Below are 23,597 nucleotides of genomic sequence, written 5' to 3' on the forward strand. Positions count from 1 at the left end.
TATGATCGAAAGGAAGCGCTCTCAGAAGCTCAAGCGGCTGCTCTCGGTGCAGCGGCATATCGAAAGAATTGCCGAGAACGACCTGGCCGAAACCAGCCGCCAGCGTGTCGAGGTCAATGTGGCGATGGACGACGTCATCCTCGCGCTCGGCTCGATGGACCCCGTCCACCACGCCTTCTCGCAGAATTACGCCGATCGATTCGGCAAGCTCACCATCAAGGACCAGCAACTAACCGGCATGCAGCAGATCCATGAGATGCGGCTGACGCGCGAGCGTGCCAAGGGCGACCGCCTCGAAAACGGCATGAAGGAAGCCCTGGAAGTCGAGCGCCGCGAGGCCGATGACAATGCCGTCTACGATGTCATCGATCAGCAATTCGCAACGCCAGCCTCCAGCAAGCTTCAAAAACCATAGTCGTTACGATCTTAAATTCAGAGGATTGTAACGTGGCTATTTCGCCCCCTAGTGATCTGGTCCTGGACGTTGTCAAAGCTGCCGACCCTATGGAGGTTCAGGCGGCCCAGGAAAAGTTGAAGGCAAATCGTGCGGCCTTTGCCGCAACGAGCCTCGCCGAGAATGGCAAGGGCTTCTCCAACACGGTCGACGTTCTCGATCATGTCGGCCAGAAGAGCGGCCTCGCCAACATCCAGAACCGCACCAAGACCGAGGAAGTTCCGGAAAGCTACCGGAAGTTCGAGGCCATGGTCCTGCAAAATTTCGTCAAGTCCATGCTGCCGAGCGAAAGCGAAGAGGTCTACGGCAAGGGCGCGACCGGCGATATCTGGAAAGGCATGATGGCCGAGCAGCTCGGCAACACCATGGCCAAGGGTGACGGCATCGGCATTGCCAAGCAGATGTACAGCGAACTTCTGCGCCGGCAGGAAGGCAAGATCGTCAATGCCTCGACCGACGACGATGACCGCAACACCGCGCTCAGCATGATCGACGACTTCCAGCGTAAGACCTTTGGCACGCCGACTGCCGAAGCCAAGACCGATAGAACAGGATGATCTTAGGCCGGTTGGCCAAAAATCCGAATCCCGTTCCAATTAACAGTTAGAGCATGCTGTTGTCCGAAAACTACGTACGTTTTTCGCATCATGCTCTAAGCGAAGCATAACCGAGGGTACCATGGAAATAATTTCGAACGAATACAGGATCAAATCCGTTCTCGGACGCCTCGAAATGATCATCGACAATGAGAACACCCGGATCGGCAACGACCCGCAGTTCGATCTGAAGGTCTCCAATGCCCATAAGAGCCGCTGCCTCTACGAGCTGTCGACGCTTTTCCGCGACACCGATCCGGCCGAGCTTGCCGCTGCCCATCTCGATCAGCTGCACGGCCTGAAGAAGAAGCTGGTTCTCAATGCCCGTCGCGTTGAGGCGCATCTCGAAGCGGTTCGCGCTGTCGCCGACCTGCTGAAGAACGCAGTTCAGGACGCCGACGCCGACGGCACCTATTCCCAGGAACAATTCGCCGCGCGTGGAAACTGATGATCAAGCTCGTCGTCACCGGTGTCTGGGTTTGCGCCATCACCTTGGCCTCGGTCTATTTCTCGGTGTACCTGGCGACCGCGCCGGCGCCCGCAGCAACGGATTCCAAGCAGAGCGCGCTTGAACTGGTGAAGGGCGAAACGATCACGGTGCCGATCATCGGCAACGGTGCGATCACCGGCTATTTCCTCGGCCGCGTTTCGTTCATGATGAACAAGGACATGCTGAAAGGCGTGACGCTGCCGCTGAGCGAGATGACGACGGACGAGCTTTTCAGCCTGCTGGTCGGCAACAAGATGGTCGATATCGCCCACATCAAATCCTTCGATCCGAACGCTTTTCGCGAAGAGATCAAGAAGGGCATGAACGAGCGCCTCGGTGGCGAATACGTCGCCGACGTGATGCTGGAGCAGCTCGACTATCTCTCCAAGGAAGAGGTCAAGGAAAGCTCCGCCGGTCAGCCGAAGAAGGTGGGTGCACCCGTCAAGATCGTCGAGACCGCACCGGCTGCCGAAGCACCGGCGCCAGCGGCCCACTAAAGCGCATCGCGATCTTTCAGATTCGCTCCTCGCGCTTTAGGTCTTTGTTTTTTGCGCATGTCGTTGTCGCAAAACCGCTGCACACTTTTGCGCGACATGCTTTAGACATCATCGATCATCGACGACAAACGGCGCCCGAGGGCGCCGTTTGTCCTTGGCGCGCGTGGTTAATAAACCACTTATACGAGCATGGAAATTCAAGGAATTTTCCTAAGGGTTGTTTGAAACCGTCCTGTTATATCAGGTGTCACAGCTTGGCATGCGCCGCTTATCCGGGATCGGAGGGACGCGCACCGGCGGGACGCGACCGGTCCTTTCGAGACCTCCGGTGCGGAAATATGGGCTTGTTTTCCGGGATGTCGGGCGCATGCAGCACCCTCGGCAGGAGGTAGGAATGAATCTGATTGCAAACTTCGCGGTGCTCGCATCGCGGCGGACGATCTTCGATCTGCCGGTCTGCGATCTCGGCTGGGACGACGCCCTCGTTTTCATCAACGAGCTGGCCTCCATTCCCGTCGGCCAGACCGTGGTTTGCTTCGTCAACGCCCACAACATGCTGACGACGCTACGCGACGACGAATATTACCGGATCATGTCGCACAATCTGGTGCTGCCGGACGGTATCGGCCTCAATATCGCATCGCAGATCGCCCATGGTGCGCCGTTTCCCGCCAATCTGAACGGCACCGATTTCGTGCCGGCCTTCCTGACCTTCATGGAGGCCCCGCGCCGCATCGGCCTCATCGGCGGCACGCGCACGGTCGTCGAGGCGGCGGCAGAAAATTTCCGCAGGCACACGCCTTGGCATGAATTCGTCGTCGTTTCCGACGGTTACTTCGACAAGGTCGATCCAACTGATGTCATCGAGGAGCTCGAGCGCCAGAAGGTCGATATCCTGATTGTCGGCATGGGAACGCCGCTGCAGGAGAAATGGGTTCACGATCACATTCGCGCCGATCATGCGCGGCTGGTGTTGACGGTGGGCGCTCTCTTCGATTTCGTCTCCGGCGCCGTCCCGCGCGCGCCGAAAACGGTGCGGATGATGCGTCTGGAATGGGCCTATCGCCTGCTGCAGGAGCCGACGCGCCTCTGGCGCCGTTACATCATCGGCATCCCGGTCTTCCTCTTCCATGTCCTGCGCTACCGCTTCCGCCGGCGCGAAAGGATCCTCAGCCATCCGGAAGAGCACGGCAACGCGCTGCAACCGCGATCGGACCATAAGAAGGCGAGCTGACCTAATAGCGCCGCGTGTCTAACAGGACGCGCGGCTTAGCAATTCTTGCCCGCTGCGGTTAACCATTTCTTTGCCATGAATATTTAGAGTCGTTTAATCATCTGCATTCGTGCGGATGAGCGAACTCGGCCATCATGTGCATGAGATGTGGCGCAAATGTACGATATCAGGGCCAGAAACAGCTTCCAGGATCGCGCAGCCGCAGGGCCGCGCCCCTATGACGATTCCTATGGGGCGCCCCGGTCGACCCGGCCTGATATCGCGCCGCCTGAGGCCGAATTGCTGCGCGCCATCGGCCGCGCGCTGGAAGAACAGCGCGCAAGTGCGGCACGCACCGCACCGCTGGTCGACCGCATCGAAACCATCCTCGGCAACCGCCTTCGGGCCGCCAACGACGTCGGCCATCCGCTTCCTCAGGAGCCGGCGGGCGATGAAGAGCTGGGCGTTCCGGCCGACCAGCCGATGATCTCACTCGCACCGCTGGCCGCGGTCCGTGAAGGACCCGCCGAGCCCCGGCCGGTAGCGCCGCGGCGTCGGGCGAGCGGGATCGGCCTTGCGATGATGGTAGCCGCCGCGACGATGATCGGCGCGGGCTTGCCGGCGCTGATGCCAGCTTCGCCCACCCTCTACCGTGCCGAGGCGACGCTTGCGGTGAAGAGCGATGCAGCAAGCCGCGCTGCCTTCACCCAGGCCGCGGCGAAAGGGCTGCTGTCGGCAAGGGTGGTTGCTGCGACGGTGGCCGCCCTGAAACTCGATCATGATCCCGAATTTGCCGGCGCCAGCGCCAATGCGCTCGGCGTCGCTCTCGATCTCCTTTCGGCGACCGGTGCTGCTGCCGATCCGGCCTCCCGCGCCGAGGCGACGCTGAAACATGCGGTCGAGATACTGCCCGATGCCGCCGCCGGCACCATCCTCGTCAGGGTGACGACCGGCGACAGCGGCAAATCCATGCGCATCGCCGCAAGGCTTGCCGAAGCGTCCGCAGCAGGCGGAGCCGGCGGCAACGTCGAGACCGATACCGCCTTGCGTAAAACCTATAACGAGGTGAAAGCGGAGCTTGCCGCCTTCACCGCGAAGAGCGGCGAGGGCAATGTCAAGGTAGCGATCGATCTTCGCCGCCAGATCGACCGGCTCGATGCCGATCTGAAAGAGGCCGACCAGAACATCCTTGCCGCCAAGGTGCAGGCCGACGGGCTCAAGGCCGCAAAACTTGCCGAAGTGCTCGACGGTTCGCTCCCCTCCAATATGCTTTCGCCGGCGCTGCAGGACTGGCGCGACAAATATGCCGTCGCCAAAACGACGCTTGCGCAGCTTTCGGCCGAGCTTGGCCCGCGCCATCCGCGCCTCTTGCAGCAGCAGGCCGAAACGGACGGTCTCAAGGAGAACATGGGCAAGGAGCTTACCCGTCTTGCCCAGACTGCCAACCTCACTGCTAAGGCCGCCGTCGATGCGCGCAAGGGCCTGAATGATCGCCGCAACACGCTGATCGCCCAGAGCCGGGACACCGGCGTCGATTTGTCACGCCTGACCGAACTCAGCGAAAAGGCGAATGCCGCCCGCTCGCGCCTCGAAGAGGCGACGTCCGCAACTGTGGAAACGGCCGCCGACGGTCGTATCGTCCTCCTGAAGCCGGCGTTGGCAACCACAGTATCGGGAAGCGATGGCCTGACCGGCCGCGCGCTGACCGGTGCCGCGGCGGGCCTTGCGATAGGCCTTGCTGCGGCTTTGCTGCTCCGGCTGCGTAGGCCCATCGCCGGTTCCGCAACGGAAAAAATGCCCATATCCCGGCCGCAGGCCCCACTGCCCTCGATGCCCGCGCAGGCCCCCGCGCCGGTCGACGAAATGGAACTGCTGCGCTCCGAAATCTCCGGCCTGCGCGACCGGCTTCGTGTTCATGCGCTCGAAGCGCGGCAGCCGATGCGCTGAACGAAAATTTCCTTGCAAGCTTGCTATTGCATTGCCGCTTTCCGACAGGATAGGGCGTTAGCGGGCAATTGACGCTCGCCGAGTATCCATAGATTGACGCGAAACAGGGCGGAGACACGTGTGACGACAGTAATCGACGGAAAGAACGTAGCTGCATCGGTCATTCAGACGGTCAAGAGTGCGACGGCGGCGCTGGAAAAGAGCAGCGGCGTCACCACCGGCCTTGCGGTCGTCATCGTCGGCGACGACCCGGCAAGCCACGCCTATGTCGGCTCCAAGGGCCGCATGGCCAAGGAGTGCGGCTTCAAGTCCGTTCAGCACACGCTGCCGGCGGAAACGAAGCAGGAGGACCTGGCAGCTCTCGTCGCCACCCTCAACGCCGATCCGTCGATCCACGGCATTCTGGTGCAGCTGCCCTTGCCGAAGCCGCTCGACAGCGAGGCGATCATCCAGTCGATCCTGCCGGAAAAGGATGTCGACGGCCTGAGCGTCGTCAATGCCGGCAAGCTCGCCACCGGCGACCTGAAGACCGGACTTGTCTCCTGCACCCCGGCCGGCGCCATGGTCTTCGTCCGCCGCACCCATGGCGAGGATCTCTCCGGCCTCAACGCCGTCGTCATCGGTCGCTCCAACCTGTTCGGCAAGCCGATGGCGCAATTGCTGCTCAACGCCAATGCGACGGTGACGATTGCTCATTCCAGGACCAAGAATCTCGCCGAGGTCTGCCGCAACGCCGATATCCTGGTGGCCGCCGTCGGCCGACCGGAGATGGTCAGGGCCGATTGGGTGAAGCCCGGTGCGACGGTCATTGACGTCGGCATCAATCGGGTGGCAGCCCCCGAAAGAGGCGAGGGCAAGACCCGGCTCGTCGGCGACGTCGCCTTCGAAGAGGTCTCGGCGGTCGCCGGCACCATCACTCCGGTTCCCGGCGGCGTCGGGCCGATGACCATCGCCATGCTGATGGCCAACACGGTCATCGCCGCTCATCGCACGGCAGGGCAGACACCGCCGCAGTTTTGATGAGAGCATGATGCCGAAAAGTGTGAGCGGTTTTTGGGCGACATCTTGCTCTAACTGTATGATGTAGAACAGGAGTCAGATTTTAGACCTGGGGAACGGGACCGGTCGAGGCCCTGACGATCAGCTCGGTCTTCCAGAGCTCCTGGTCGGGGAAGGGGCCGGCCTGCTTTACCGTGCCGATCAGCCGCTGTGCGATGCGAACGCCCGCCGCCCGCAGTGAAGAGCGTGTCGTCGTCAGCGGCACGGAAAAGCTTTCCGGTTTCAGCAGCGGCAGCACGTCGTCATGGGCGATCAGCGAGATATCCTCACCGAGCCGCAATCCGGCCTGGTTGACCGCGCGGATCGCGCCAAGCGCCAGCACTGTGCTGGAGCAGAGGATCGCTGTCGGCCGCTCCGGCAATTGCAGGAAATGTTCCATCGCCAGCAGACCTTGTTCATCCGTCATCAGCGCGTGGCTCGTGCAACCCTCCTCGAGCGTGAGCCCGCGCTCGGCAAGGGCTGATAGGACGCCGTTCTTCCTGCGGATGGCGAAATCGAGATGCATCGGCCCGTTCATCAGCGCAAAGCGCGTATGACCGAGCTGCAGCAAGAGCCGCGTCGCATCGTAGAAGGCGCCTTCATTGTCGATATCGAGATAGGGGTAATCCGGCTCCGAACCGAAGGAACGGCCGTGTACGACATAGGGAATGGAGAGCGATTTCAGCATGGCGAGCCGCGGGTCGTGGCCGCGCATATAGGCGACGAACAGGGCATCGACATTGCCGCTGATCGCAAGGCGGCGCAGCGCCGCGACCTCGTCATCCGGGTCGGCCGGCATGATGACGAAGTGGAAGTCGTGGCGCACGGCCTCTTCGCCGAGCCCGGCCAGGAATTCACCGAAATGCACGTCGGACTGGTGGCCGGGCGCCGTCGGCATGACGAGGCCGATCGAGCCTGCCTTGCCGGTCGCAAGCCGCTGCGCCGCCTTGTTCGGTCTGTATCCGGTTTCCTTGACAGCCTGAAGCACGCGCTCCCGGGTCGCCTCGTTGACCTCGGGATAGCCGTTGAGTGCCCGGCTCACCGTCGTCTGAGACAGCCCCAGCAATTCCGATAGCTGTTTGAGATTCACCTGCTATGCTTCCTCCCAGCCCCGCCCGTTAGCCGTCTTCAAAAAGACCTGCCGCCTCCCAGTGGCATCCAAAGCGCTTTCAAATATGTATCATCTGGCGCGCTTGACTCAAGGAAAATCGCTCCATATTTCCCGATAGGCGCTGTTGCGCCGCGATATGCCGCGATATCCAGCATGTTTCACGGCGGGTTTTCGCGAATTAACTTGACTCCATTCCACCGAAAGTGGAATGAGTTGGGTGTCAAAGCGCTTTGAAATTTCTTTATTGAGGGAAATCGGCGCCGTTGGGATTGTGATGGGAGGATGATCACATGAAAAAGTCATTTTTGATGGGCGTTGCCGTGGCAGCGCTTTTTGCCGGTGCTGCGTCTGCGGCCGAGCTGAAATTTGCGCCGGGACAGGATGCCAAGTTCAACTGGAAGAGCTATGACGAGTTCAAGGCTGCTCATGCCGATCTGAAGGGCCAGCCGCTGACGATCTTCGGGCCGTGGCGCGGCGAGGACGAGGCGTTCTTCATGAGCGTGCTTGCCTATTTCACCGAAGCCACAGGCATCGATGCCAAATACTCCTCTTCCGAAAACTACGAACAGCAGATCGTCATCGACACGCAGGCGGGCTCGCCACCGAACATCGCCGTTCTGCCGCAGCCCGGCCTCCTGGCCGATCTCGCCAGCAAGGGCTTCCTGACGCCGCTCGGCGATGACAACTCCAAGTGGATCAAGGACAATTACGGCGCCGGCGACAGCTGGGTCGGTTACGGCACCTACAAGGGCAAGGATGGCAAGGAAGCCTTCTACGCCTTCCCATATAAGGCCGACGTAAAATCGCTGGTCTGGTATGTTCCGGAGAACTTCGAGGAAGCCGGTTACAAGATCCCGACGACCATGGAAGAACTGCATGCCCTGACGGACCAGATCGTCAAGGACGGCGGCGTTCCCTGGTGCATCGGTCTCGGTTCCGGCGGCGCCACCGGCTGGCCGGCGACCGACTGGGTCGAGGACATTATGCTGCGCATGCAGCCGCCGGAAGCCTACGACAAGTGGACGACCAATGAGCTGAAGTTCACCGATCCGGCCGTCGTTGCCGCGATCGACGAGTTCGGCAAGTTCGCTAAGAACGCGAAATACGTCGATGGTGGCGTCGCAGCCGTGGCCTCGACCGATTTCCGCGACAGCCCGAAGGGCCTCTTCGCGGTTCCGCCGAAGTGCTACATGCACCATCAGGCCTCGTTCATCCCGTCCTTCTTCCCTGAAGGCACGAAGCTCGGCCAGGATGCCGACTTCTTCTACATGCCGACCTTTGCTTCGCATCCCGAACTCGGCAAGCCGGTTCTGGGCGCCGGCACGCTCGTCTCGATCGCCAAGGACTCGAAGGCTGCTCGCGCTTTCATCGACTTCCTGAAGACTCCGATCGCCCATGAGGTCTGGATGGCGCAGTCGAGCTTCCTGACGCCGTATAAGGGCGTCAGCACTGAGGCCTATGCCAACCCGCAGATGAAGAAGGAAGGCGATATCCTGACCTCCGCCACCACCTTCCGCTTCGACGGTTCCGACCTGATGCCGGGCAAGATCGGCGCCGGCGCCTTCTGGACGGGCATGGTCGATTTCGTCGGCGGCAAGTCCGCTGAAGAGGCCGCTGGCGAAATCCAGAGCGCCTGGGACGGCATCAAGTAATCCTTCAAAATGATGCCGCCGGCTTGCCGGCGGCATGGCTTGCATGACTGGCCGGGTTCGCAAAGAGCCCGGCCATCGCAGCATATATTGTGATCAGGCAATCAAAGAGATTGACGGTGACCGGGGTCGACCCGTCAGAATTAAAAACCGATCGGAATAAGATCAGGGGAAGCAGGGGAGGGACGAAATGCTGTCGCAGATAGTGTCCGCTTTGGGTGTCGTGGTCGCCGCCGTGATCGCGTGTTCGGCCTATTTCTATTTTTCGAACAAGATCCTGGATCTCGCACTGCCAGTGAAGGATGGCGACATCCGCGCCGCATCGCGCAATCTCAACCGCCGCGCATTGATCCGGCCATGGTTGTTCATCGGCCCGGCGCTGTTCCTGCTCATCGTCTATCTCGTCTATCCCGTCGTTGCGACCTTCATCCTCTCCTTCTACGACCGCGCCGGTCTGCAGTTCGTCGGCCTCGCCAACTACAAATGGGCGCTCGGCGACCGCGAATTCCGCCAGTCGATCTTCAACAACATCCTCTGGCTCGCGGTGGTGCCTGCTGCCTGCACCTTCTTCGGCCTCGTCATCGCCGTGATGACCGATCGCATCTGGTGGGGCAATATCGCCAAGAGCATCGTCTTCATGCCGATGGCGATCTCCTTTGTCGGCGCCTCGGTCATCTGGAAATTCATTTATGAGTATCGCGGCGGCAACGACGTCCAGATCGGCCTGCTGAACGCTATCGTCCAGACCTTCGGCGGCACGCCGGAGGTGTGGATCTCCATTCCCTTCTGGAACAACTTCTTCTTGATGATTATTCTGATCTGGATCCAGACCGGTTTCGCCATGGTCATCCTGTCGGCCGCTCTTCGCGGCATTCCGGAAGAGACGATCGAAGCCGCCGTCATCGACGGCGCCAATGGCTGGCAGATCTTCTGGCGCATCATGGTGCCGCAGGTCTGGGGCTCCATCGCCGTCGTCTGGACGACGATCACCATCCTCGTCCTCAAGGTCTTCGACATCGTGCTGACCATGACCAACGGCCAATGGCAGACGATGGTGCTGGCGAACCTGATGTTCGACTGGATGTTCCGCGGTGGCGGCGATTCCGGCCGAAGTGCCGTCATCGCCATCATCATCATGCTCGCCGTCACGCCGATCATGGTCTGGAACGTGCGCCGCGCCAATCGCGAACTGAAGGGGCACTGAGATGACCGCTATCGGAAGCTACTTCAAGATCGGCCCCGCCCGGCTCTTCGTTCATCTCGCCGTTCTGCTGATCGTCATCATCTGGCTCATCCCGACGCTCGGCATCTTCGTCAGCGCCCTGCGCGACAAGGACCAAATCGTCGTCTCCGGCTGGTGGACGGCCTTCGTCGGCTCGACGCAAACCGCCGCGGTCCGCCTCGGTACACCCGACCAGCAAAAGCAAGAGGGCGCCAGCTACGTCATCTCAGGCAATGTGCTGGAAGGCCAGACCGGCCGCGAGGTGAAGGCCTTCGGCAACCGCGTGCAGCAGCCGGCCGCCTTCAAGGCCGGTGAGACCGCCGATCTCGGCGACGGTGAAACCCTCCAGATCAACAGCGACGGCAGTTATCGCTATGTGAAGAACGCCGCCTTTTCGCCCGACCAACGCCCGCGGCGCATCTATGCATCCGTCTCGGCGCCGCCGGAATTCACGATGCAGAACTACAACACGGTTCTGACTGGCGAGGGCATCGGCCAATCCTTCATCAACTCGCTGACCGTGACGATCCCGGCGACGATCATCCCGATCCTGATTGCCGCTTTCGCGGCCTATGCGCTCAGCTGGATGGAGTTTCCCGGCCGCGGGCTTCTGATTGCGCTCGTCGTCGGCCTCATCGTCGTGCCGCTGCAGATGTCGCTGATCCCGCTGCTGCGTCTCTACAACGAGATCGGCAACATGCTCGGCGAGCCGTCGAAGACCTATCCCGGCATCTGGCTGGCTCATACCGCTTTCGGCATGCCGCTCGCCATCTATCTCTTGCGGGCCTATATCGCCGGCCTGCCGAAGGAGATCATCGAATCCGCCCGTGTCGACGGCGCGAGCGATTTCGAGATCTTCGTCCGCATCGTATTACCTCTCTCCTTCCCGGCACTCGCCTCCTTCGCCATCTTCCAGTTCCTGTGGGTGTGGAACGACCTGCTCGTCGCCATGGTCTTCCTCGGCACCGACAAGGACCACATCGTGCTGACCGGCAGCCTGAACGCGCTGCTCGGCTCACGCGGCGGCAATTGGGAGATTTTGACGGCGTCAGCCTTCGTCACCATCATCGTGCCGCTGCTCGTCTTCTTCGGGCTGCAGCGTTACCTGGTGCGCGGTCTGCTGGCGGGTTCGGTCAAGGGAGGCTGATCATTCCCGAACGTGACTTCAAACAGGATATTCCATGAACGTGGCTCCCCAATCGATCTCGACCCCTGACAAGGACTGGTGGCGCGGCGCGGTGATCTACCAGATCTACCCGCGCTCCTACCAGGATTCGAACGGCGACGGCATCGGCGATCTTAAAGGCATCACCGCCCGCCTGCCGCATGTGGCAAGCCTTGGCGTCGATGCGATCTGGATCTCGCCCTTCTTCACCTCGCCGATGCGCGATTTCGGGTATGACGTTTCCGACTACGAGAATGTCGATTCGATCTTCGGCACGCTGGTGGATTTCGACACGATGATCGCCGAGGCCCATCGCCTCGGCATCCGCGTGATGATTGACCTCGTCATCTCCCACAGCTCGGATCAGCATCCCTGGTTCGTGCAAAGCCGCTCCAGCAAGACCAACGCCAAGGCCGACTGGTATGTCTGGGCCGACGCCAAGCCGGACGGCACGCCGCCGAACAACTGGCTGTCGATCTTCGGCGGCTCGGCATGGGCGTGGGATCCGACGCGCATGCAATATTACCTGCACAATTTCCTGACCTCGCAGCCGGACATGAACCTGCATAACCCTGAGGTGCAGGACCGTCTGCTCGATGTCGTACGCTTCTGGCTCAATCGCGGCGTCGACGGCTTCCGCCTCGACACCATCAATTTCTATTTCCATGACACGCAACTGCGCGACAATCCGGCGCTTGCGCCCGAGCGCCGCAACGCCTCGACGGCGCCGGCGGTCAATCCCTATAATTTTCAGGAGCATCTCTACGACAAGAACCGGCCCGAAAACCTTGCCTTCCTGAAGCGCTTCCGCGCCGTTCTCGAGGAGTTCCCGGCGATCGCCGCCGTCGGCGAAGTCGGCGACAGCCAGCGCGGCCTCGAAATCGTCGGTGAATACACCTCCGGCAACGACAAGATGCATATGTGCTATGCCTTCGAATTCCTGGCGCCCGATCCGCTGACGCCGGAGCGGGTCGAGGAGGTGATGCAGGATTTCGAAGCCGCAGCACCGGATGGCTGGGCCTGCTGGGCCTTCTCCAATCACGACGTCATGCGCCATGTCAGCCGCTGGGGTGGGCTGGTCGCCGATCACGACGCCTTTGCCAAGCTTTATGCCTCGTTGCTGATGACCATGCGCGGCTCCGTCTGCCTCTATCAGGGCGAGGAACTGGCGCTGACGGAGGCCGATCTCGCCTATCAGGATCTCCAGGATCCCTATGGCATCCAGTTCTGGCCGGAATTCAAGGGCCGCGACGGCTGCCGCACGCCGATGGTCTGGGACAGCCAGGTCGCCCAGGGCGGCTTCTCGACGGTCAAGCCCTGGTTGCCGGTGCCGGTCGAGCATATCCTGCGTGCCGTCAGCGTTCAGCTGGGCGACGAGGCTTCCGTGCTGGAGCACTATCGCCGCTTCATCGCCTTCCGTAAGCTGCACCCGGCTTTTGCCAAAGGCGAGATCGAGTTCGAGGAAACACAGGGCGATACGCTGCTCTTCACCCGTGAATACGGCAATGAGAAGCTGCTCTGCATCTTCAACATGAGCCCGGCCGAGGCCGCCGTCATTCTGCCTGCGGGAGAATGGCAGGCATTGACGGGCCACGGCTTTACCAGCAACAACTATGGCGACAAGATCGATATTCCGGCCTGGGGGGCGTATTTCGCCCGTCTTGCCTAAGGAACAGGGGAGAGAGAAATGACTGGACTGACGCTGAAGGATATCCGCAAATCCTACGGTTCCGTGGACGTTCTCCACGGTATCGACCTCGATATCAAGCAGGGCGAATTCATCGTCTTCGTCGGTCCGTCCGGCTGTGGCAAGTCCACGCTTCTGCGCATGATCGCCGGTCTCGAGGCGATCACCGGCGGTGAGATGTATATCGACGGCCATCTCGTCAATGACGTGCCGCCCTCCAAGCGCGGCATCGCCATGGTCTTCCAGTCCTATGCGCTCTACCCGCATATGACCGTGTTCGATAACATGGCTTTCGGCATGAAGATCGCCGGCGAAAGCAAGCAGGAAATCGATCGCCGCGTCAAAGCGGCGGCCGAGAGCCTGCAGCTGACCCAATATCTCGGTCGCCTGCCGAAGGCGCTTTCCGGCGGCCAGCGCCAGCGCGTGGCGATCGGCCGCGCCATCTGCCGCGATCCCAAGGTCTTCTTGTTCGACGAGCCGCTGTCCAACCTCGATGCGGCGCTGCGCGTCGCGACCCGCATCGAGATCGCCCGCCTGAACGAACAGATGGCCGATACGACGATGATCTACGTCACCCATGACCAGGTCGAGGCGATGACGCTCGCCGACCGCATCGTCGTTCTCTCCGCCGGCAATATCGAGCAGGTCGGTGCGCCGTTGGACCTCTACGAGCGCCCGGCAAACCTCTTCGTTGCGAAATTCATCGGCTCGCCGGCGATGAACATCATCCCTGCGACGATATCAGGGACCGGAAGCCAAACGACGGTGACGCTGACAGGCGGCATGTCGGTGACGCTGGATGTGGCGACCGACGCGACGGAAATGGGCAAGCAGGCAAGCTTCGGCGTTCGTCCGGAGGATCTCGGGGTTGCCGACGGCGCCGACTACCTTTTCGAAGGTGAAGTGTCGATCGTCGAAGCGCTCGGTGAAGTGACGTTGCTTTATATCGAGGGCCTGGTTCCCGGCGAGCCGATCGTCGTCAAGTTGCCCGGCATCTACGATGTGAAGAAGGGCCAGCGGATGCGGTTTGCCGCCGACAGGCAGAAGTTGCATCTCTTTGATGCAACCGGTCATACCTACCGGAAATGAGGCGGCCATTTTTGGGGTGATTACCCCAGGAATTGTGCAGGACGGGCCGAATTCTCACTTTCTGTTAAAGATCGGCTGCTACCTTTTCCTCGTCAATTTATGAGGGGGATAAGCACGTGGCCGCTTCCAATCCGTCACAGCCAAAATCTCATTTCCTGAGCAAGGAAGAATCCTTCATGTACGACCGCGAGGCGCGGTTCAAAATGGAGGACACGATGAATGCCGCGCGCATCGAATATACGGAGAAGGGCGTCATGCACGCGGCTTCGCGCCGCTGCGACATTGTCCGGATCTCGATGAGCAGCGCGACACTCGCGATCCTGACTCAGTTCAGCCTGCCGAAGCAGTTCTATCTGGATATTCCGGATGCCCGCATCACCAAGGTCGGCTGCCTGCTGATGAAGGTCAACGTCAACAATACGATCGACGTGCGCTTCCTGCGCCTGCTGACGCAGAAGGAGCTGAACAAGATCTTCGTCTACAGCACCCATCCGGCCCACCGCGACTACGTTCTCGATATCCGGGCCTGAGGGACCATCCGACTGAAATCAAAAACCCACGGGGTGCTGCGCGCGCCCCGTGGGTTTTTGTCTGTCTCCAGTGACCACGCTCAGTGGTGGAAGAGCACGCTCGCACCCTGGTCCGAAGGTCCGACGGCGCGGCGGAACGGTGCGAAGAGCTCGCGGCCCATGCCGAATTCATTGTCGGAGAGATCGACGGTCACCGGCTCGCGCTCGGCCAAATCGGCCGCATCGACGAGCAGCTCGAGCGTGCCTTTGATCGCGTCCAGGCGAATGATGTCGCCCTCGCGGATGCGGGCGATCGGACCGCCATCGACCGCTTCCGGGGTGACGTGGATCGCCGCCGGCACCTTGCCGGATGCGCCCGACATACGACCGTCGGTCAGCAGCGCCACGCGGAAGCCGCGGTCCTGCAGCACGCCCAGCGGCGGCGTCAGCTTGTGCAATTCCGGCATGCCGTTCGCCTTTGGACCCTGGAAGCGCACGACAGCGATGAAATCGCGGTTGAGCTTGCCTTCCTTGAAGGCATCCTGCAGCTCTTGCTGGCTGTGGAAAATGATCGCCGGCGCCTCGATGATGTGACGCTCCGGCTTGACGGCCGATATCTTGATGACCGCCTTGCCGAGATTGCCGCGCAGCATCTTCAACCCGCCATTCGCTTGGAACGGCGTCTCGATGCTGGAGAGCACTTTGGGATCGACGCTTTTTTCCGGCGACGGCTCGCGCAGGACGGCACCATTTTCGCCGAGACGGGCGTCGACCGTATAGGCATCAAGACCCTGGCCGAAGACGGTGCGCACGTCGTCATGCACCAGGCCGTGCTTCAAGAGTTCCTTGATGAGGAAACCCATGCCGCCGGCCGCCTGGAAATGGTTCACGTCGGCAAGTCCGTTCGGATAGACGCGGGCAAGCAGCGGGACGATTTCCGAAAGCTCGGCAATGTCCTGCCAGGTGAGCTGGATGCCGGCTGCCCGCGCCATGGCGACGAGGTGTAGCGTATGATTGGTCGAGCCGCCGGTCGCATGCAGGCCGACGACGCCGTTGACGACCGAGCGTTCGTCGATCATCTCGCCCGCCGGCGTGAATTCGTTGCCGAGCGCGGTGATCGCCAGCGCGCGCTTGGCAGCTTCGCGCGTCAGCGCTTCGCGCAGCGGGGTGCCGGGATTGATGAAGGAGGAGCCCGGCATGTGGAAGCCCATGATCTCCATCAGCATCTGGTTGGAATTGGCGGTGCCATAGAAGGTGCAGGTGCCGGGACCGTGATAGGATTTCGATTCCGCTTCCAGCAGTTCGGCGCGTCCGACCTTGCCCTCGGCGAAGAGCTGGCGCACGCGCGACTTCTCGTCGTTCGGCAGGCCTGTGGTCATCGGGCCGGCCGGAACGAAGATCGACGGCAGGTGCCCGAAGGACAGTGCCGCGATCACCAGGCCCGGCACGATCTTGTCGCAGACGCCGAGGAAGAGGGCGGCATCGAACATGTTGTGCGACAGGCCGACGCCCGCCGACATGGCGATCAGGTCGCGCGAGAAGAGCGAGAGTTCCATGCCTGGCTGTCCCTGGGTGACGCCATCGCACATCGCCGGCACGCCGCCTGCCACCTGCGCTACGCCGCCTGCTTCGGCCGCCGCCTCGCGGATGATCGCCGGATAGGTCTCGAACGGCTGGTGGGCCGAGAGCATGTCGTTATACGCGGTGATGATGCCGAGATTGGCGATGCGGTCGCCGGCAAGCGCATCCTTGTCGGAGGGGGAACAGACCGCGAAGCCGTGGGCGAGGTTGGCGCAGCCAAGCACCGAGCGCTGCACGCTCTGCGAGGCGGCCGCGCGCAGGCGTTCGAGATAGCGTTCGCGGGTGGGCTTCGAGCGTTCGACGATGCGATCGGTGATCGCAGAAATGCGTGCATGAGCGGACATGGAAAATCCCTGCCTTGTTCGTTGTCTCTATCTGTTTCGGCGGCTCCGGCCTAGATCTGAATTTCAGATCTGCGGCGGATCAGGGAGCCCAGTAGATCTCGACCGGGGAAGTGGCCCGGCGCAGAATGGCGCGGATCGGCATTTCTGCCTCTTCACCGCTGCCTTCCGCCTTGGCGAGAACGTCTTTTTTGCCTTCGCCCTCTATATGGAGAACCAGGAGTGCGGCATCCTCAAGACTGGAGAAGGTGAAGGTCAGGCGCGGCTCGCCGGCCCCTTCCGCTTCCATGGTGATGATGCCGCGCGGCGTCGATGCGTCGAGCGCCTTGGCAAGATTGCTGCCGCCGGGAAAGAACGAGGCGGTGTGGCCGTCGCCACCCATGCCGAGGATGACGATGTCGAAGGGGATGCCGATCTCGGCGCTTTTTGCCGTCGCAAGTCCTGCAGCTTCCTCGACGGAAGGTGCCGGCTGGTAAAGCGGCACGAAGCGCGCCGCCTTTGCCTTGTTTTGAAGAAGATTGGCGTCGACCAGCAGATGGTTCGAGCGCGGATTGTCGGCCGGCACGAAGCGTTCGTCAACGAGGGTGATCGTCACTTTTTCCCAGGCGATGTCGCGTGTCGAAAGCGCCTGGAAGAAGGCCTTCGGTGTGGAGCCGCCGGAAACGGCGATGGACGCCGTTCCGCGGGCGGCGATCGCTGCCGAAAGCGTATTCGCGACCTTATCGGCGAGGCTGCCGGCGAGGTCTGCGGCGCTGGCGAAGGAATGGAGGGTCGATGCCATCGATGTCGTCCTAGATTTCGTCATGCCAAGTACGGCCGTCACGCTCGATCAGCGCGATGGCCTGGCTCGGTCCCCAGGTGCCGGCCGTATAGCCCTGCACCTGCTGGCCGGTCGTTTCCCAACCCTTGAGGATCGGATCCACCCATTTCCATGCGGCCTCCACTTCGTCGCGGCGCATGAACAATGTCTGATTGGAGCGGATCACGTCCATCAGCAGGCGCTCGTAGGCGTCGGGATTGCGGACGTTGAAGGCCTGGGCGAAGCTCATGTCGAGCGAGACGTTGCGCAGGCGCATGCCGCCCGGACCCGGATCCTTGATCATCAGCGACTGCTTGACGCCCTCATCCGGCTGCAGGCGGATGATCAACTGGTTGGCGACGATGCGCCCGGCCGCCTGGTCGAAGATCGCGTGCGGGATCGGCTTGAAGGTGATGACGATCTCGGACATGCGCCCGGTCAGGCGCTTGCCGGTTCTTATATAGAAGGGGACGCCCGCCCAGCGCCAATTGTTGATCTCGGCCTTGATGGCAACGAAGGTCTCGGTGTTCGAGACGCCGCCTTCGAGCTCTTCGAGGTAGCCCTTGACCGGGCCCGTGCCCGATGCGCCGGCGCGATACTGGCCGCGGACCGTCGCCTGCTCGACGTTGGAGGCATTGAGCGGCTTCAGCGCGCGCAGCACCTTCAGCTTCTCGTCACGCACGGCTTCCGAATCCATCGACGAGGGCACTTCCATCGCCGTCAGGCAGAGCAGCTGCAGGATGTGGTTCTGCACCATATCGCGCAATGCGCCCGCCGTGTCGTAATAGCCGGCGCGGCCTTCGAGGCCGACCGATTCAGCCACGGTGATCTGCACGTGGTCGATGTAGTTGGCGTTCCAGAGCGGCTCGTAGAGCGCGTTGGCGAAGCGCAGCGCCATCAGGTTCTGCACCGTCTCCTTGCCGAGATAATGGTCGATTCGGAAGATCTGCTCTTCCTTGAAGGCGCGGCCGATCGTGTCGTTGAGCTGCAGCGCCGAGGCGAGGTCGCGGCCGATCGGCTTCTCGACGACGATGCGGGTCGACTTGGTGATCAGCTTGTGGTCTTGGATCTTCTGCGAAATGTCGCCGAAGATGCCGGGCGCGACCGCCAGATAGAAGGCGCGCACACGCTCCTTGCCCTCATCGAGCAGTTTCTTCAGCTGATCCCAACCGCTGTCGGTGCGTGCATCGACCGAGACGTAGTAAAGTCGGGCACAGAACTTCTCGACCTCAGCCTCGTCATATTCACCCTTCTTCAGGTGTTCCTTCAGCGCATCGCGGGCAAAATTGCGGTATTCCTCGTGGGTCAACGGGCTGCGCGAGGCGCCGATCACGCGGGTTGGTTCGCTGAACTGGCCTTCGATCTGGCGATGATAAAGGGCGGGCAGCAACTTGCGTTCGGCAAGGTCGCCGCTGCCGCCGAAAACGACGTAATCAAAAGGCTCAACGGGAATGATTTGGCTGCTCATGAGCTTGTCTCTCAATCAGGCTTGGTTGACGGCTCTTTTAATCTAATCGATTTAAAAAAGCCAGTGTGCAGTGCAATGAATCTCTCAGGCACCGGTTTTAGAGCGAATTTCCGGAAGATGAAATCCGCAATCGGACTAAAACTTGTCGCGAAGCGCAAACCACGACAAGGCGAGGAAAAGCAACGGCGCCCGCATGCGCGCACCACCGGGAAAGGCTGGAATATCAAGCGATGTGAAGAGGTCGAGATCGCGAGATTTTCCAAGCACCGTTTCCGCGTAGAGCTTGCCACAGTAGTTTGACAACATGACGCCATGGCCGGAATAACCGCCGATCGAGATGACGCCGGGCATGACCTCGCGCACGAAGGGCTGGCGCGGCAGGGTGATGCCGACGCTGCCGCCCCAGGTATGGGTGATCTCGATGTCCTTGAGGTCCGGGTAGATCTCGGCGATCTGCCGGCGGATGTGCTGCGAAATGTCCCGCGGATTGTCCGAGGTATAGGCCTCGCGTCCGCCGAACAGCAGGCGGCCGTTGCCGAATTTGCGGAAGTAGCGCACGACGAAGCGCGAATCGGCCACGGCCTCGCCCCCGGGCAGCACATCGGGATGCCCGTCGAGCGGCGCCGTGGCGCCGATGAAGGAGCGGATCGGCATGACATGGCTCGCCGTCACCGGCTCGAGGCCGTCGATATGGCCGTCGCAGGCGATCAGCGCGCGCTCAGCGGTGATCGTCCCCCTTTCGGTTTCGATCGTCACCTTGCCGCCGCTTTGGCGGATCGCCGTTGCCTTGGTCATCTCGAAGATTTCAGCACCGGCATTGGCAGCGACCCGCGCCAGCCCGACCAGCAGCTTCAGCGGATGGATGTGGCCGGTGCCGACATCGCGCACGCCGCAATGGAAACGCTTCGAGCCGAGCCTCTCTTGCGTTTCCTCCTCGTCCATGAAGCTGAGATGCGGATAGCCGTAGCGTAAGGCGGCAATTTCGGCATTTTCGTAATAGTCGCGTTTGTAGCTTGCCTTGTGCGCGACATTGAGCTGGCCGGGCACATAGTCGATCTCGATCTGATGCTCGCGGGCGAAATCGATGAGATGGCGCTTGGCCGCTTCGGCAAGATCGAACAGCGCCTTCGAGCGTTCGTAGCCGATCTTCTCCTCAAGTTCTTCCGGCCACCATCGCTGACCGGTGCCCAGTTGGCCGCCATTGCGCCCGGACGCTCCGTCGCCGAAGCGGCAGGCGTCGATCAGGACCACCGAAACGCCTGACTTGGCAAGATTATAGGCGGCCTGCAGGCCGGTGTAACCGCCGCCGACAATCGCGACGTCACATGTTCTCGAGCCGTCGAGAGCCGGGTAGGTGGGCCGCTCCCCGACGGTTGCCTGATACCAGGACAGCCCGGGCGCGATCGGGCTCTGCCACGTCTCCTGCAATGCCATGATGCTTCCCTCACACGTTGAGCAGAAGGAATTCCCGCTCCCAGGGGCTGATCACCTGCATGAAGGTCTCGAACTCGCCGCGCTTGACACCGGCATAAAGGCCGATGAACTGCTTGCCGAATATCTCCTCGAAGGCGGGTTCGTCCTCGAGCAACGCCACGGCTTCCAGCAGGCCACGCGGCAGGTCGATCGAACCCTCATTGGCCGAATCCTCTGTCGGCGCCGTCGGCTCGATCTGCTTCATGATGCCGAGCAGGCCGGAGGCGAGCGACGCGGCGAGCGCGAGATAGGGATTGGCGTCCGAGCTCGGCAGCCGGTTTTCCACGCGCCGCGCCTGCGGATCGGAGACCGGGACACGGAAGGCCGTCGTCCTGTTGTCGTAACCCCAGGCATTGTTGACCGGGCAGGACATATCGGGCTGCAGGCGCCGGTAGGAATTCACATAGGGCGCCAGCATCGCCATCGCGCTCGGCACGAATTTCTGCATGCCGCCGATGAAGTGGAAGAATTCCTTCGAAGCCGATCCATCGGCATTGGAGAAGATGTTCTTGCCGGTCTCGATATCGACCACCGACTGATGGATATGCATCGCCGAGCCCGGCTGGCCCTGCATCGGCTTGGCCATGAAGGTCGCGTAGATGTCGTGTTTCAGCGCCGCCTCGCGGATCGTCCGCTTGAACAGGAACACCTGGTCGGCAAGTTCGATCGGATTGCCGTGACGCAGGTTGATCTCGAGCTGTGCCGGTCCCTCTTCATGGATCAGCGTATCGATCTCCAGCCCCTGCTTCTCCGAGAAATGATAGACGTCGTCGATCAGTTCGTCGAACTCGTTGATGCCGGCGATCGAATAGCCCTGGCCGCCGAGGATCGAGCGGCCGGACCGGCCTTTTGGCGGGTGGAGCGGATAGTCGGGATCGTCGTTCTTGGCGACAAGGTAGAATTCGATCTCGGGCGCCACGATCGGTTTCCAACCGCGCTCATGATAGAGACTCATGATCCGCTTCAGCACGTTGCGCGGCGTATAGGGGACTTCCCCGCCGTCCGAATCGACGATGTCGCAGATCACCTGCGCCGTCGGGTCGGTCTCCCAGGGCACGACGGAAAGCGTCGAAAGGTCGGGCATCAGCTTCAGATCGCTGTCGCGCGGCTCATAGCGGAAGCTCTCCGTCTCGTCGGGATATTCGCCCGAAATCGTGTGCCGGTAGATCGCCGAAGGCAGCGCCAGCGAGGTGTTGGAGGTGAATTTCGAGCTCGGCATCATCTTGCCGCGCGCAACGCCGGCAAGGTCCGGCGTGATGCATTCGATGTCTTCGATGCCCCTGTCCCTCAGCCACCGCGCTGCTTCCTTCCAGTTCGCAACGCCGCGCAGGGATCCGGGCTCCGGGGGAGTTTTCTTCGAGGCGGGTACGTTTCTGGCAGGCTTCAGCGTCGTCTTTTTTGGGGACATGACACACCGGTTTGTATTGATCGTGGCGCCATCATAACCAGACTTTGCCAATTGGCGAGGGGTTGAGAACGTTGACTTTCGCCCTTTGATGGAAAAAGAAGACGCGGGTTTGATCGGGGAAACGGGTTTGCAGCGCAAAAGCGACGTTATCGTCATCGGCGCCGGAGCGGCGGGCATGATGGCCGCCATCCGTGCCGGAAAACGCGGCCGCTCGGTCGTCATCCTCGACCATGCCAGGGCGCCTGGCGAGAAGATCCGCATATCAGGCGGCGGCCGCTGCAATTTCACCAATATCCATGCCGGACCGAAGAATTTCCTCTCCGCGAACCCGCATTTCTGCAAGTCGGCGCTTGCCCGTTTCACGCCCGCCGATTTCATCGCCATGGTCGATCGCCACGGTATTGCCTGGCACGAAAAGACGCTCGGCCAGCTTTTCTGCGACGATAGCGCCAAAGACATCATCCGCATGCTGCTCGCGGAGATGCGCACGGCCGGTGCAGTGCTGCATCTCGGCACCGAGATATCAGGCGTCGAAAAGACCGAAGCCGGCTTCCGTGTATCGACGAGCGAAGGTCACTGTGAAGCATCGTCGCTGATCGTCGCCACCGGCGGCAAGTCGATCCCGAAGATGGGCGCCACCGGCTTTGCCTATCGCCTCGCCGAGCAGTTCGGCTTGGCCGTGCTCGAAACCCGACCCGGCCTCGTGCCGCTGACGCTTGATCCCGGTCTGCTGGAAAGCATCGCCCCGCTCGCCGGCATCGCAGCCCCGGCCGAAATCCACCACGGCAGGACCGGCTTCCGCGAAGCGCTGCTTTTTACCCATCGCGGGCTGAGCGGCCCCGCCATCCTGCAAATCTCCTCCTACTGGCGCGAAGGCGACGAGATCGTCGTTGCGATCGATCCGGATATCGACATTGCTGCCCATCTGAAGGCAGCAAAGCAGCTGAATGGCCGCCAGTCGCCGCAGACGGCGCTCGGCGACATCCTGCCGAAGCGGCTGGCGCAGTTTCTCGTTGAGCGCGAAAAGATCTCCGGCAACATGGCCGACCTGCCCGACAAGGCGCTGCTGCGCCTTGCCGCCGGCGCCCAGAACTGGGTGGTCAAACCGTCTGGCTCGGAAGGCTACCGCACCGCCGAAGTGACGCTCGGCGGCATCGACACGGCAGCGCTCGATTCCCGCAGCATGGAAGCAAAAGCCGTGCCCGGCCTTTATTTCATCGGCGAATGCGTCGACGTCACCGGCTGGCTCGGCGGCTATAATTTTCAGTGGGCCTGGGCTTCCGGTTTTGCCGCGGGCGAATGCGTCTAACGCTCCTTGTTTTGATGCATGTCGTGGGCCCAAAACCGCTGCACTTTTTTGACATGCCTTGGAAGTATCCGGAGATAGCGATTCAAGACTTCTTAATAGAGGTGCGCCATCCTGTCTCAATTGGCGGTTTGTAAGGTCGTTCCTAAATTAAGCTTTACCGGCGAGCCGATTTGTTGGATTGTTGTTGTGTCAGAGAGAAGTGAGGTTTCGCCATGAACAGAAACGCACGACGCGCCCGCGCCATCGCAATTGCCGAGGCAAAGCCGAACGCCCGGATGGTCGCCCTGCGCTATCTGATGCTTGCAGCCGGCGCCACCGCCGCCAGCCTCGCGCTGCTGCTCTCGCACTTCATCTGATCCTGTCCGCCGATCTGGAACGAACGTTGCGACATGCTCACTGTCGCACCGCGGCGTCGCGGCCCATAATTTGCAACTATTTCACTGCCTTGGCTTAACCCGCCATAACCGCTTATCCGAAAATTAATATCTAATCTGACACAATTGCTCGCGAATATTTGGGCATCTCCAAGTTGTTTGGACGTGAACTGGCAA

21 protein-coding genes are annotated in these 23,597 nt (G+C 61.4%); 15 read left to right on the forward strand and 6 right to left on the reverse strand.

The genetic code is table 11. From position 1 onward, the window contains the following. The first annotated feature begins 1 nt into the window (after window position 1). The 7 genes from BA011_RS23620 to folD all read left to right on the forward strand — a co-directional run bounded on the left by BA011_RS23620 (window position 2) and on the right by folD (window position 6,217). The gene (locus tag BA011_RS23620; protein WP_065282213.1) at window positions 2-415 is read left to right on the forward strand and encodes a hypothetical protein; all 414 of its coding nucleotides are present in this window, start codon (window positions 2-4) and stop codon (window positions 413-415) included. A gap of 32 nt (window positions 416-447) precedes the next feature. After that, the gene (locus BA011_RS23625; RefSeq protein ID WP_065282214.1) at window positions 448-1,011 is read left to right on the forward strand and encodes a rod-binding protein; all 564 of its coding nucleotides are present in this window, start codon (window positions 448-450) and stop codon (window positions 1,009-1,011) included. A gap of 121 nt (window positions 1,012-1,132) precedes the next feature. Continuing rightward, the gene (locus BA011_RS23630) at window positions 1,133-1,498 is read left to right on the forward strand and encodes a hypothetical protein (RefSeq protein WP_017959015.1); all 366 of its coding nucleotides are present in this window, start codon (window positions 1,133-1,135) and stop codon (window positions 1,496-1,498) included. Then, window positions 1,498-2,037, forward strand: coding sequence for a hypothetical protein (locus BA011_RS23635; protein ID WP_065282215.1), 540 nt, complete (start codon window positions 1,498-1,500; stop codon window positions 2,035-2,037). The genes BA011_RS23630 and BA011_RS23635 overlap by 1 nt, the downstream gene beginning before the upstream one ends. A 394-nt stretch (window positions 2,038-2,431) precedes the next feature. Beyond that, window positions 2,432-3,271 carry a WecB/TagA/CpsF family glycosyltransferase gene (locus BA011_RS23640; protein WP_065282216.1) on the forward strand — a complete coding sequence of 280 codons (840 nt, stop codon included), beginning with the start codon at window positions 2,432-2,434 and terminating at the stop codon, window positions 3,269-3,271. A gap of 156 nt (window positions 3,272-3,427) precedes the next feature. After that, window positions 3,428-5,197, forward strand: a complete 1,770-nt coding sequence (locus tag BA011_RS23645) for a succinoglycan biosynthesis protein exop (RefSeq protein WP_065282217.1) — start codon at window positions 3,428-3,430, stop codon at window positions 5,195-5,197. A 120-nt stretch (window positions 5,198-5,317) separates the two neighbouring features. Then, a complete protein-coding gene (folD, locus tag BA011_RS23650) occupies window positions 5,318-6,217 on the forward strand; it encodes a bifunctional methylenetetrahydrofolate dehydrogenase/methenyltetrahydrofolate cyclohydrolase FolD (RefSeq protein ID WP_065282218.1) in 900 nt (299 codons plus the stop codon). An 82-nt stretch (window positions 6,218-6,299) separates the two neighbouring features. On the opposite strand, the gene BA011_RS23655 is transcribed toward folD, so the two are convergent. Beyond that, window positions 6,300-7,325 (reverse strand): LacI family DNA-binding transcriptional regulator, encoded by a 1,026-nt coding sequence (locus tag BA011_RS23655; protein WP_065282219.1) that lies wholly within the window; start codon window positions 7,323-7,325, stop codon window positions 6,300-6,302. A gap of 311 nt (window positions 7,326-7,636) precedes the next feature. Between BA011_RS23655 and BA011_RS23660 the strand changes: the two genes are divergently transcribed. From BA011_RS23660 to BA011_RS23685, 6 genes are all read left to right on the forward strand, one after another. After that, complete coding sequence (locus BA011_RS23660; RefSeq protein ID WP_065282220.1) at window positions 7,637-8,998, forward strand: ABC transporter substrate-binding protein; 1,362 nt, start codon at window positions 7,637-7,639, stop codon at window positions 8,996-8,998. Window positions 8,999-9,185: 187 nt separating this feature from the next. Continuing rightward, window positions 9,186-10,199, forward strand: coding sequence for a carbohydrate ABC transporter permease (locus BA011_RS23665; protein ID WP_065282221.1), 1,014 nt, complete (start codon window positions 9,186-9,188; stop codon window positions 10,197-10,199). Window position 10,200: 1 nt separating this feature from the next. Beyond that, window positions 10,201-11,364 (forward strand): carbohydrate ABC transporter permease, encoded by a 1,164-nt coding sequence (locus BA011_RS23670; protein ID WP_065282222.1) that lies wholly within the window; start codon window positions 10,201-10,203, stop codon window positions 11,362-11,364. A gap of 34 nt (window positions 11,365-11,398) precedes the next feature. After that, window positions 11,399-13,051: an alpha-glucosidase gene (locus BA011_RS23675; protein WP_065282223.1), complete on the forward strand. Its 1,653-nt coding sequence runs from the start codon at window positions 11,399-11,401 to the stop codon at window positions 13,049-13,051. A gap of 18 nt (window positions 13,052-13,069) precedes the next feature. Then, a complete protein-coding gene (locus BA011_RS23680; RefSeq protein WP_065282224.1) occupies window positions 13,070-14,158 on the forward strand; it encodes an ABC transporter ATP-binding protein in 1,089 nt (362 codons plus the stop codon). 176 nt (window positions 14,159-14,334) lie between these two features. Next, the gene (locus BA011_RS23685) at window positions 14,335-14,688 is read left to right on the forward strand and encodes a hypothetical protein (RefSeq protein WP_032991295.1); all 354 of its coding nucleotides are present in this window, start codon (window positions 14,335-14,337) and stop codon (window positions 14,686-14,688) included. 80 nt (window positions 14,689-14,768) lie between these two features. Here the strand turns inward: BA011_RS23685 and edd are convergent, their stop codons facing one another. The 5 genes from edd to BA011_RS23710 all read right to left on the reverse strand — a co-directional run bounded on the left by edd (window position 14,769) and on the right by BA011_RS23710 (window position 21,737). Beyond that, entirely contained in the window at window positions 14,769-16,592 is a 1,824-nt protein-coding gene (edd, locus tag BA011_RS23690; protein WP_065282225.1) for a phosphogluconate dehydratase, read from the reverse strand. 79 nt (window positions 16,593-16,671) lie between these two features. Then, on the reverse strand, window positions 16,672-17,370 hold the full coding sequence (gene pgl, locus BA011_RS23695) for a 6-phosphogluconolactonase (RefSeq protein ID WP_065282226.1): 699 nt from the start codon (window positions 17,368-17,370) through the stop codon (window positions 16,672-16,674). Window positions 17,371-17,380: 10 nt separating this feature from the next. Beyond that, window positions 17,381-18,856 carry a glucose-6-phosphate dehydrogenase gene (gene zwf, locus BA011_RS23700; RefSeq protein WP_065282227.1) on the reverse strand — a complete coding sequence of 492 codons (1,476 nt, stop codon included), beginning with the start codon at window positions 18,854-18,856 and terminating at the stop codon, window positions 17,381-17,383. A gap of 135 nt (window positions 18,857-18,991) precedes the next feature. Then, the gene (locus tag BA011_RS23705; protein WP_065282228.1) at window positions 18,992-20,290 is read right to left on the reverse strand and encodes an NAD(P)/FAD-dependent oxidoreductase; all 1,299 of its coding nucleotides are present in this window, start codon (window positions 20,288-20,290) and stop codon (window positions 18,992-18,994) included. 10 nt (window positions 20,291-20,300) lie between these two features. Continuing rightward, window positions 20,301-21,737: a glutamine synthetase family protein gene (locus tag BA011_RS23710; protein ID WP_033181612.1), complete on the reverse strand. Its 1,437-nt coding sequence runs from the start codon at window positions 21,735-21,737 to the stop codon at window positions 20,301-20,303. An 88-nt stretch (window positions 21,738-21,825) separates the two neighbouring features. Here BA011_RS23710 and BA011_RS23715 point away from each other — a divergent pair, with 88 nt between their 5' ends. Together BA011_RS23715 and BA011_RS44415 are read left to right on the forward strand one after the other, a co-directional pair. After that, window positions 21,826-23,046 carry an NAD(P)/FAD-dependent oxidoreductase gene (locus tag BA011_RS23715; protein WP_065282229.1) on the forward strand — a complete coding sequence of 407 codons (1,221 nt, stop codon included), beginning with the start codon at window positions 21,826-21,828 and terminating at the stop codon, window positions 23,044-23,046. 212 nt (window positions 23,047-23,258) lie between these two features. Next, entirely contained in the window at window positions 23,259-23,402 is a 144-nt protein-coding gene (locus BA011_RS44415; protein ID WP_012756101.1) for a hypothetical protein, read from the forward strand. Window positions 23,403-23,597 lie beyond the last annotated feature (195 nt).

This window comes from Rhizobium leguminosarum (assembly GCF_001679785.1).
In the GTDB taxonomy this organism is placed as follows: Bacteria; Pseudomonadota; Alphaproteobacteria; order Rhizobiales; family Rhizobiaceae; genus Rhizobium; species Rhizobium leguminosarum_R.

Bases quoted from the DNA above. Each gene is read 5' to 3' on its own strand.
- BA011_RS23665 (WP_065282221.1), top strand. From the start codon at position 9,186: ATGCTGTCGCAGATAGTGTCCGCTTTGGGTGTCGTGGTCGCCGCCGTG.
- BA011_RS44415 (WP_012756101.1), top strand. From the start codon at position 23,259: ATGAACAGAAACGCACGACGCGCCCGCGCCATCGCAATTGCCGAGGCA.
- zwf (WP_065282227.1), bottom strand. From the start codon at position 18,856: ATGAGCAGCCAAATCATTCCCGTTGAGCCTTTTGATTACGTCGTTTTC.
- BA011_RS23635 (WP_065282215.1), top strand. From the start codon at position 1,498: ATGATCAAGCTCGTCGTCACCGGTGTCTGGGTTTGCGCCATCACCTTG.
- pgl (WP_065282226.1), bottom strand. From the start codon at position 17,370: ATGGCATCGACCCTCCATTCCTTCGCCAGCGCCGCAGACCTCGCCGGC.
- BA011_RS23710 (WP_033181612.1), bottom strand. From the start codon at position 21,737: ATGTCCCCAAAAAAGACGACGCTGAAGCCTGCCAGAAACGTACCCGCC.
- BA011_RS23675 (WP_065282223.1), top strand. From the start codon at position 11,399: ATGAACGTGGCTCCCCAATCGATCTCGACCCCTGACAAGGACTGGTGG.
- BA011_RS23640 (WP_065282216.1), top strand. From the start codon at position 2,432: ATGAATCTGATTGCAAACTTCGCGGTGCTCGCATCGCGGCGGACGATC.
- edd (WP_065282225.1), bottom strand. From the start codon at position 16,592: ATGTCCGCTCATGCACGCATTTCTGCGATCACCGATCGCATCGTCGAA.
- BA011_RS23705 (WP_065282228.1), bottom strand. From the start codon at position 20,290: ATGGCATTGCAGGAGACGTGGCAGAGCCCGATCGCGCCCGGGCTGTCC.
- BA011_RS23620 (WP_065282213.1), top strand. From the start codon at position 2: ATGATCGAAAGGAAGCGCTCTCAGAAGCTCAAGCGGCTGCTCTCGGTG.
- BA011_RS23685 (WP_032991295.1), top strand. From the start codon at position 14,335: ATGTACGACCGCGAGGCGCGGTTCAAAATGGAGGACACGATGAATGCC.
- BA011_RS23715 (WP_065282229.1), top strand. From the start codon at position 21,826: ATGGAAAAAGAAGACGCGGGTTTGATCGGGGAAACGGGTTTGCAGCGC.
- BA011_RS23660 (WP_065282220.1), top strand. From the start codon at position 7,637: ATGAAAAAGTCATTTTTGATGGGCGTTGCCGTGGCAGCGCTTTTTGCC.
- BA011_RS23645 (WP_065282217.1), top strand. From the start codon at position 3,428: ATGTACGATATCAGGGCCAGAAACAGCTTCCAGGATCGCGCAGCCGCA.
- BA011_RS23630 (WP_017959015.1), top strand. From the start codon at position 1,133: ATGGAAATAATTTCGAACGAATACAGGATCAAATCCGTTCTCGGACGC.
- BA011_RS23680 (WP_065282224.1), top strand. From the start codon at position 13,070: ATGACTGGACTGACGCTGAAGGATATCCGCAAATCCTACGGTTCCGTG.
- BA011_RS23670 (WP_065282222.1), top strand. From the start codon at position 10,201: ATGACCGCTATCGGAAGCTACTTCAAGATCGGCCCCGCCCGGCTCTTC.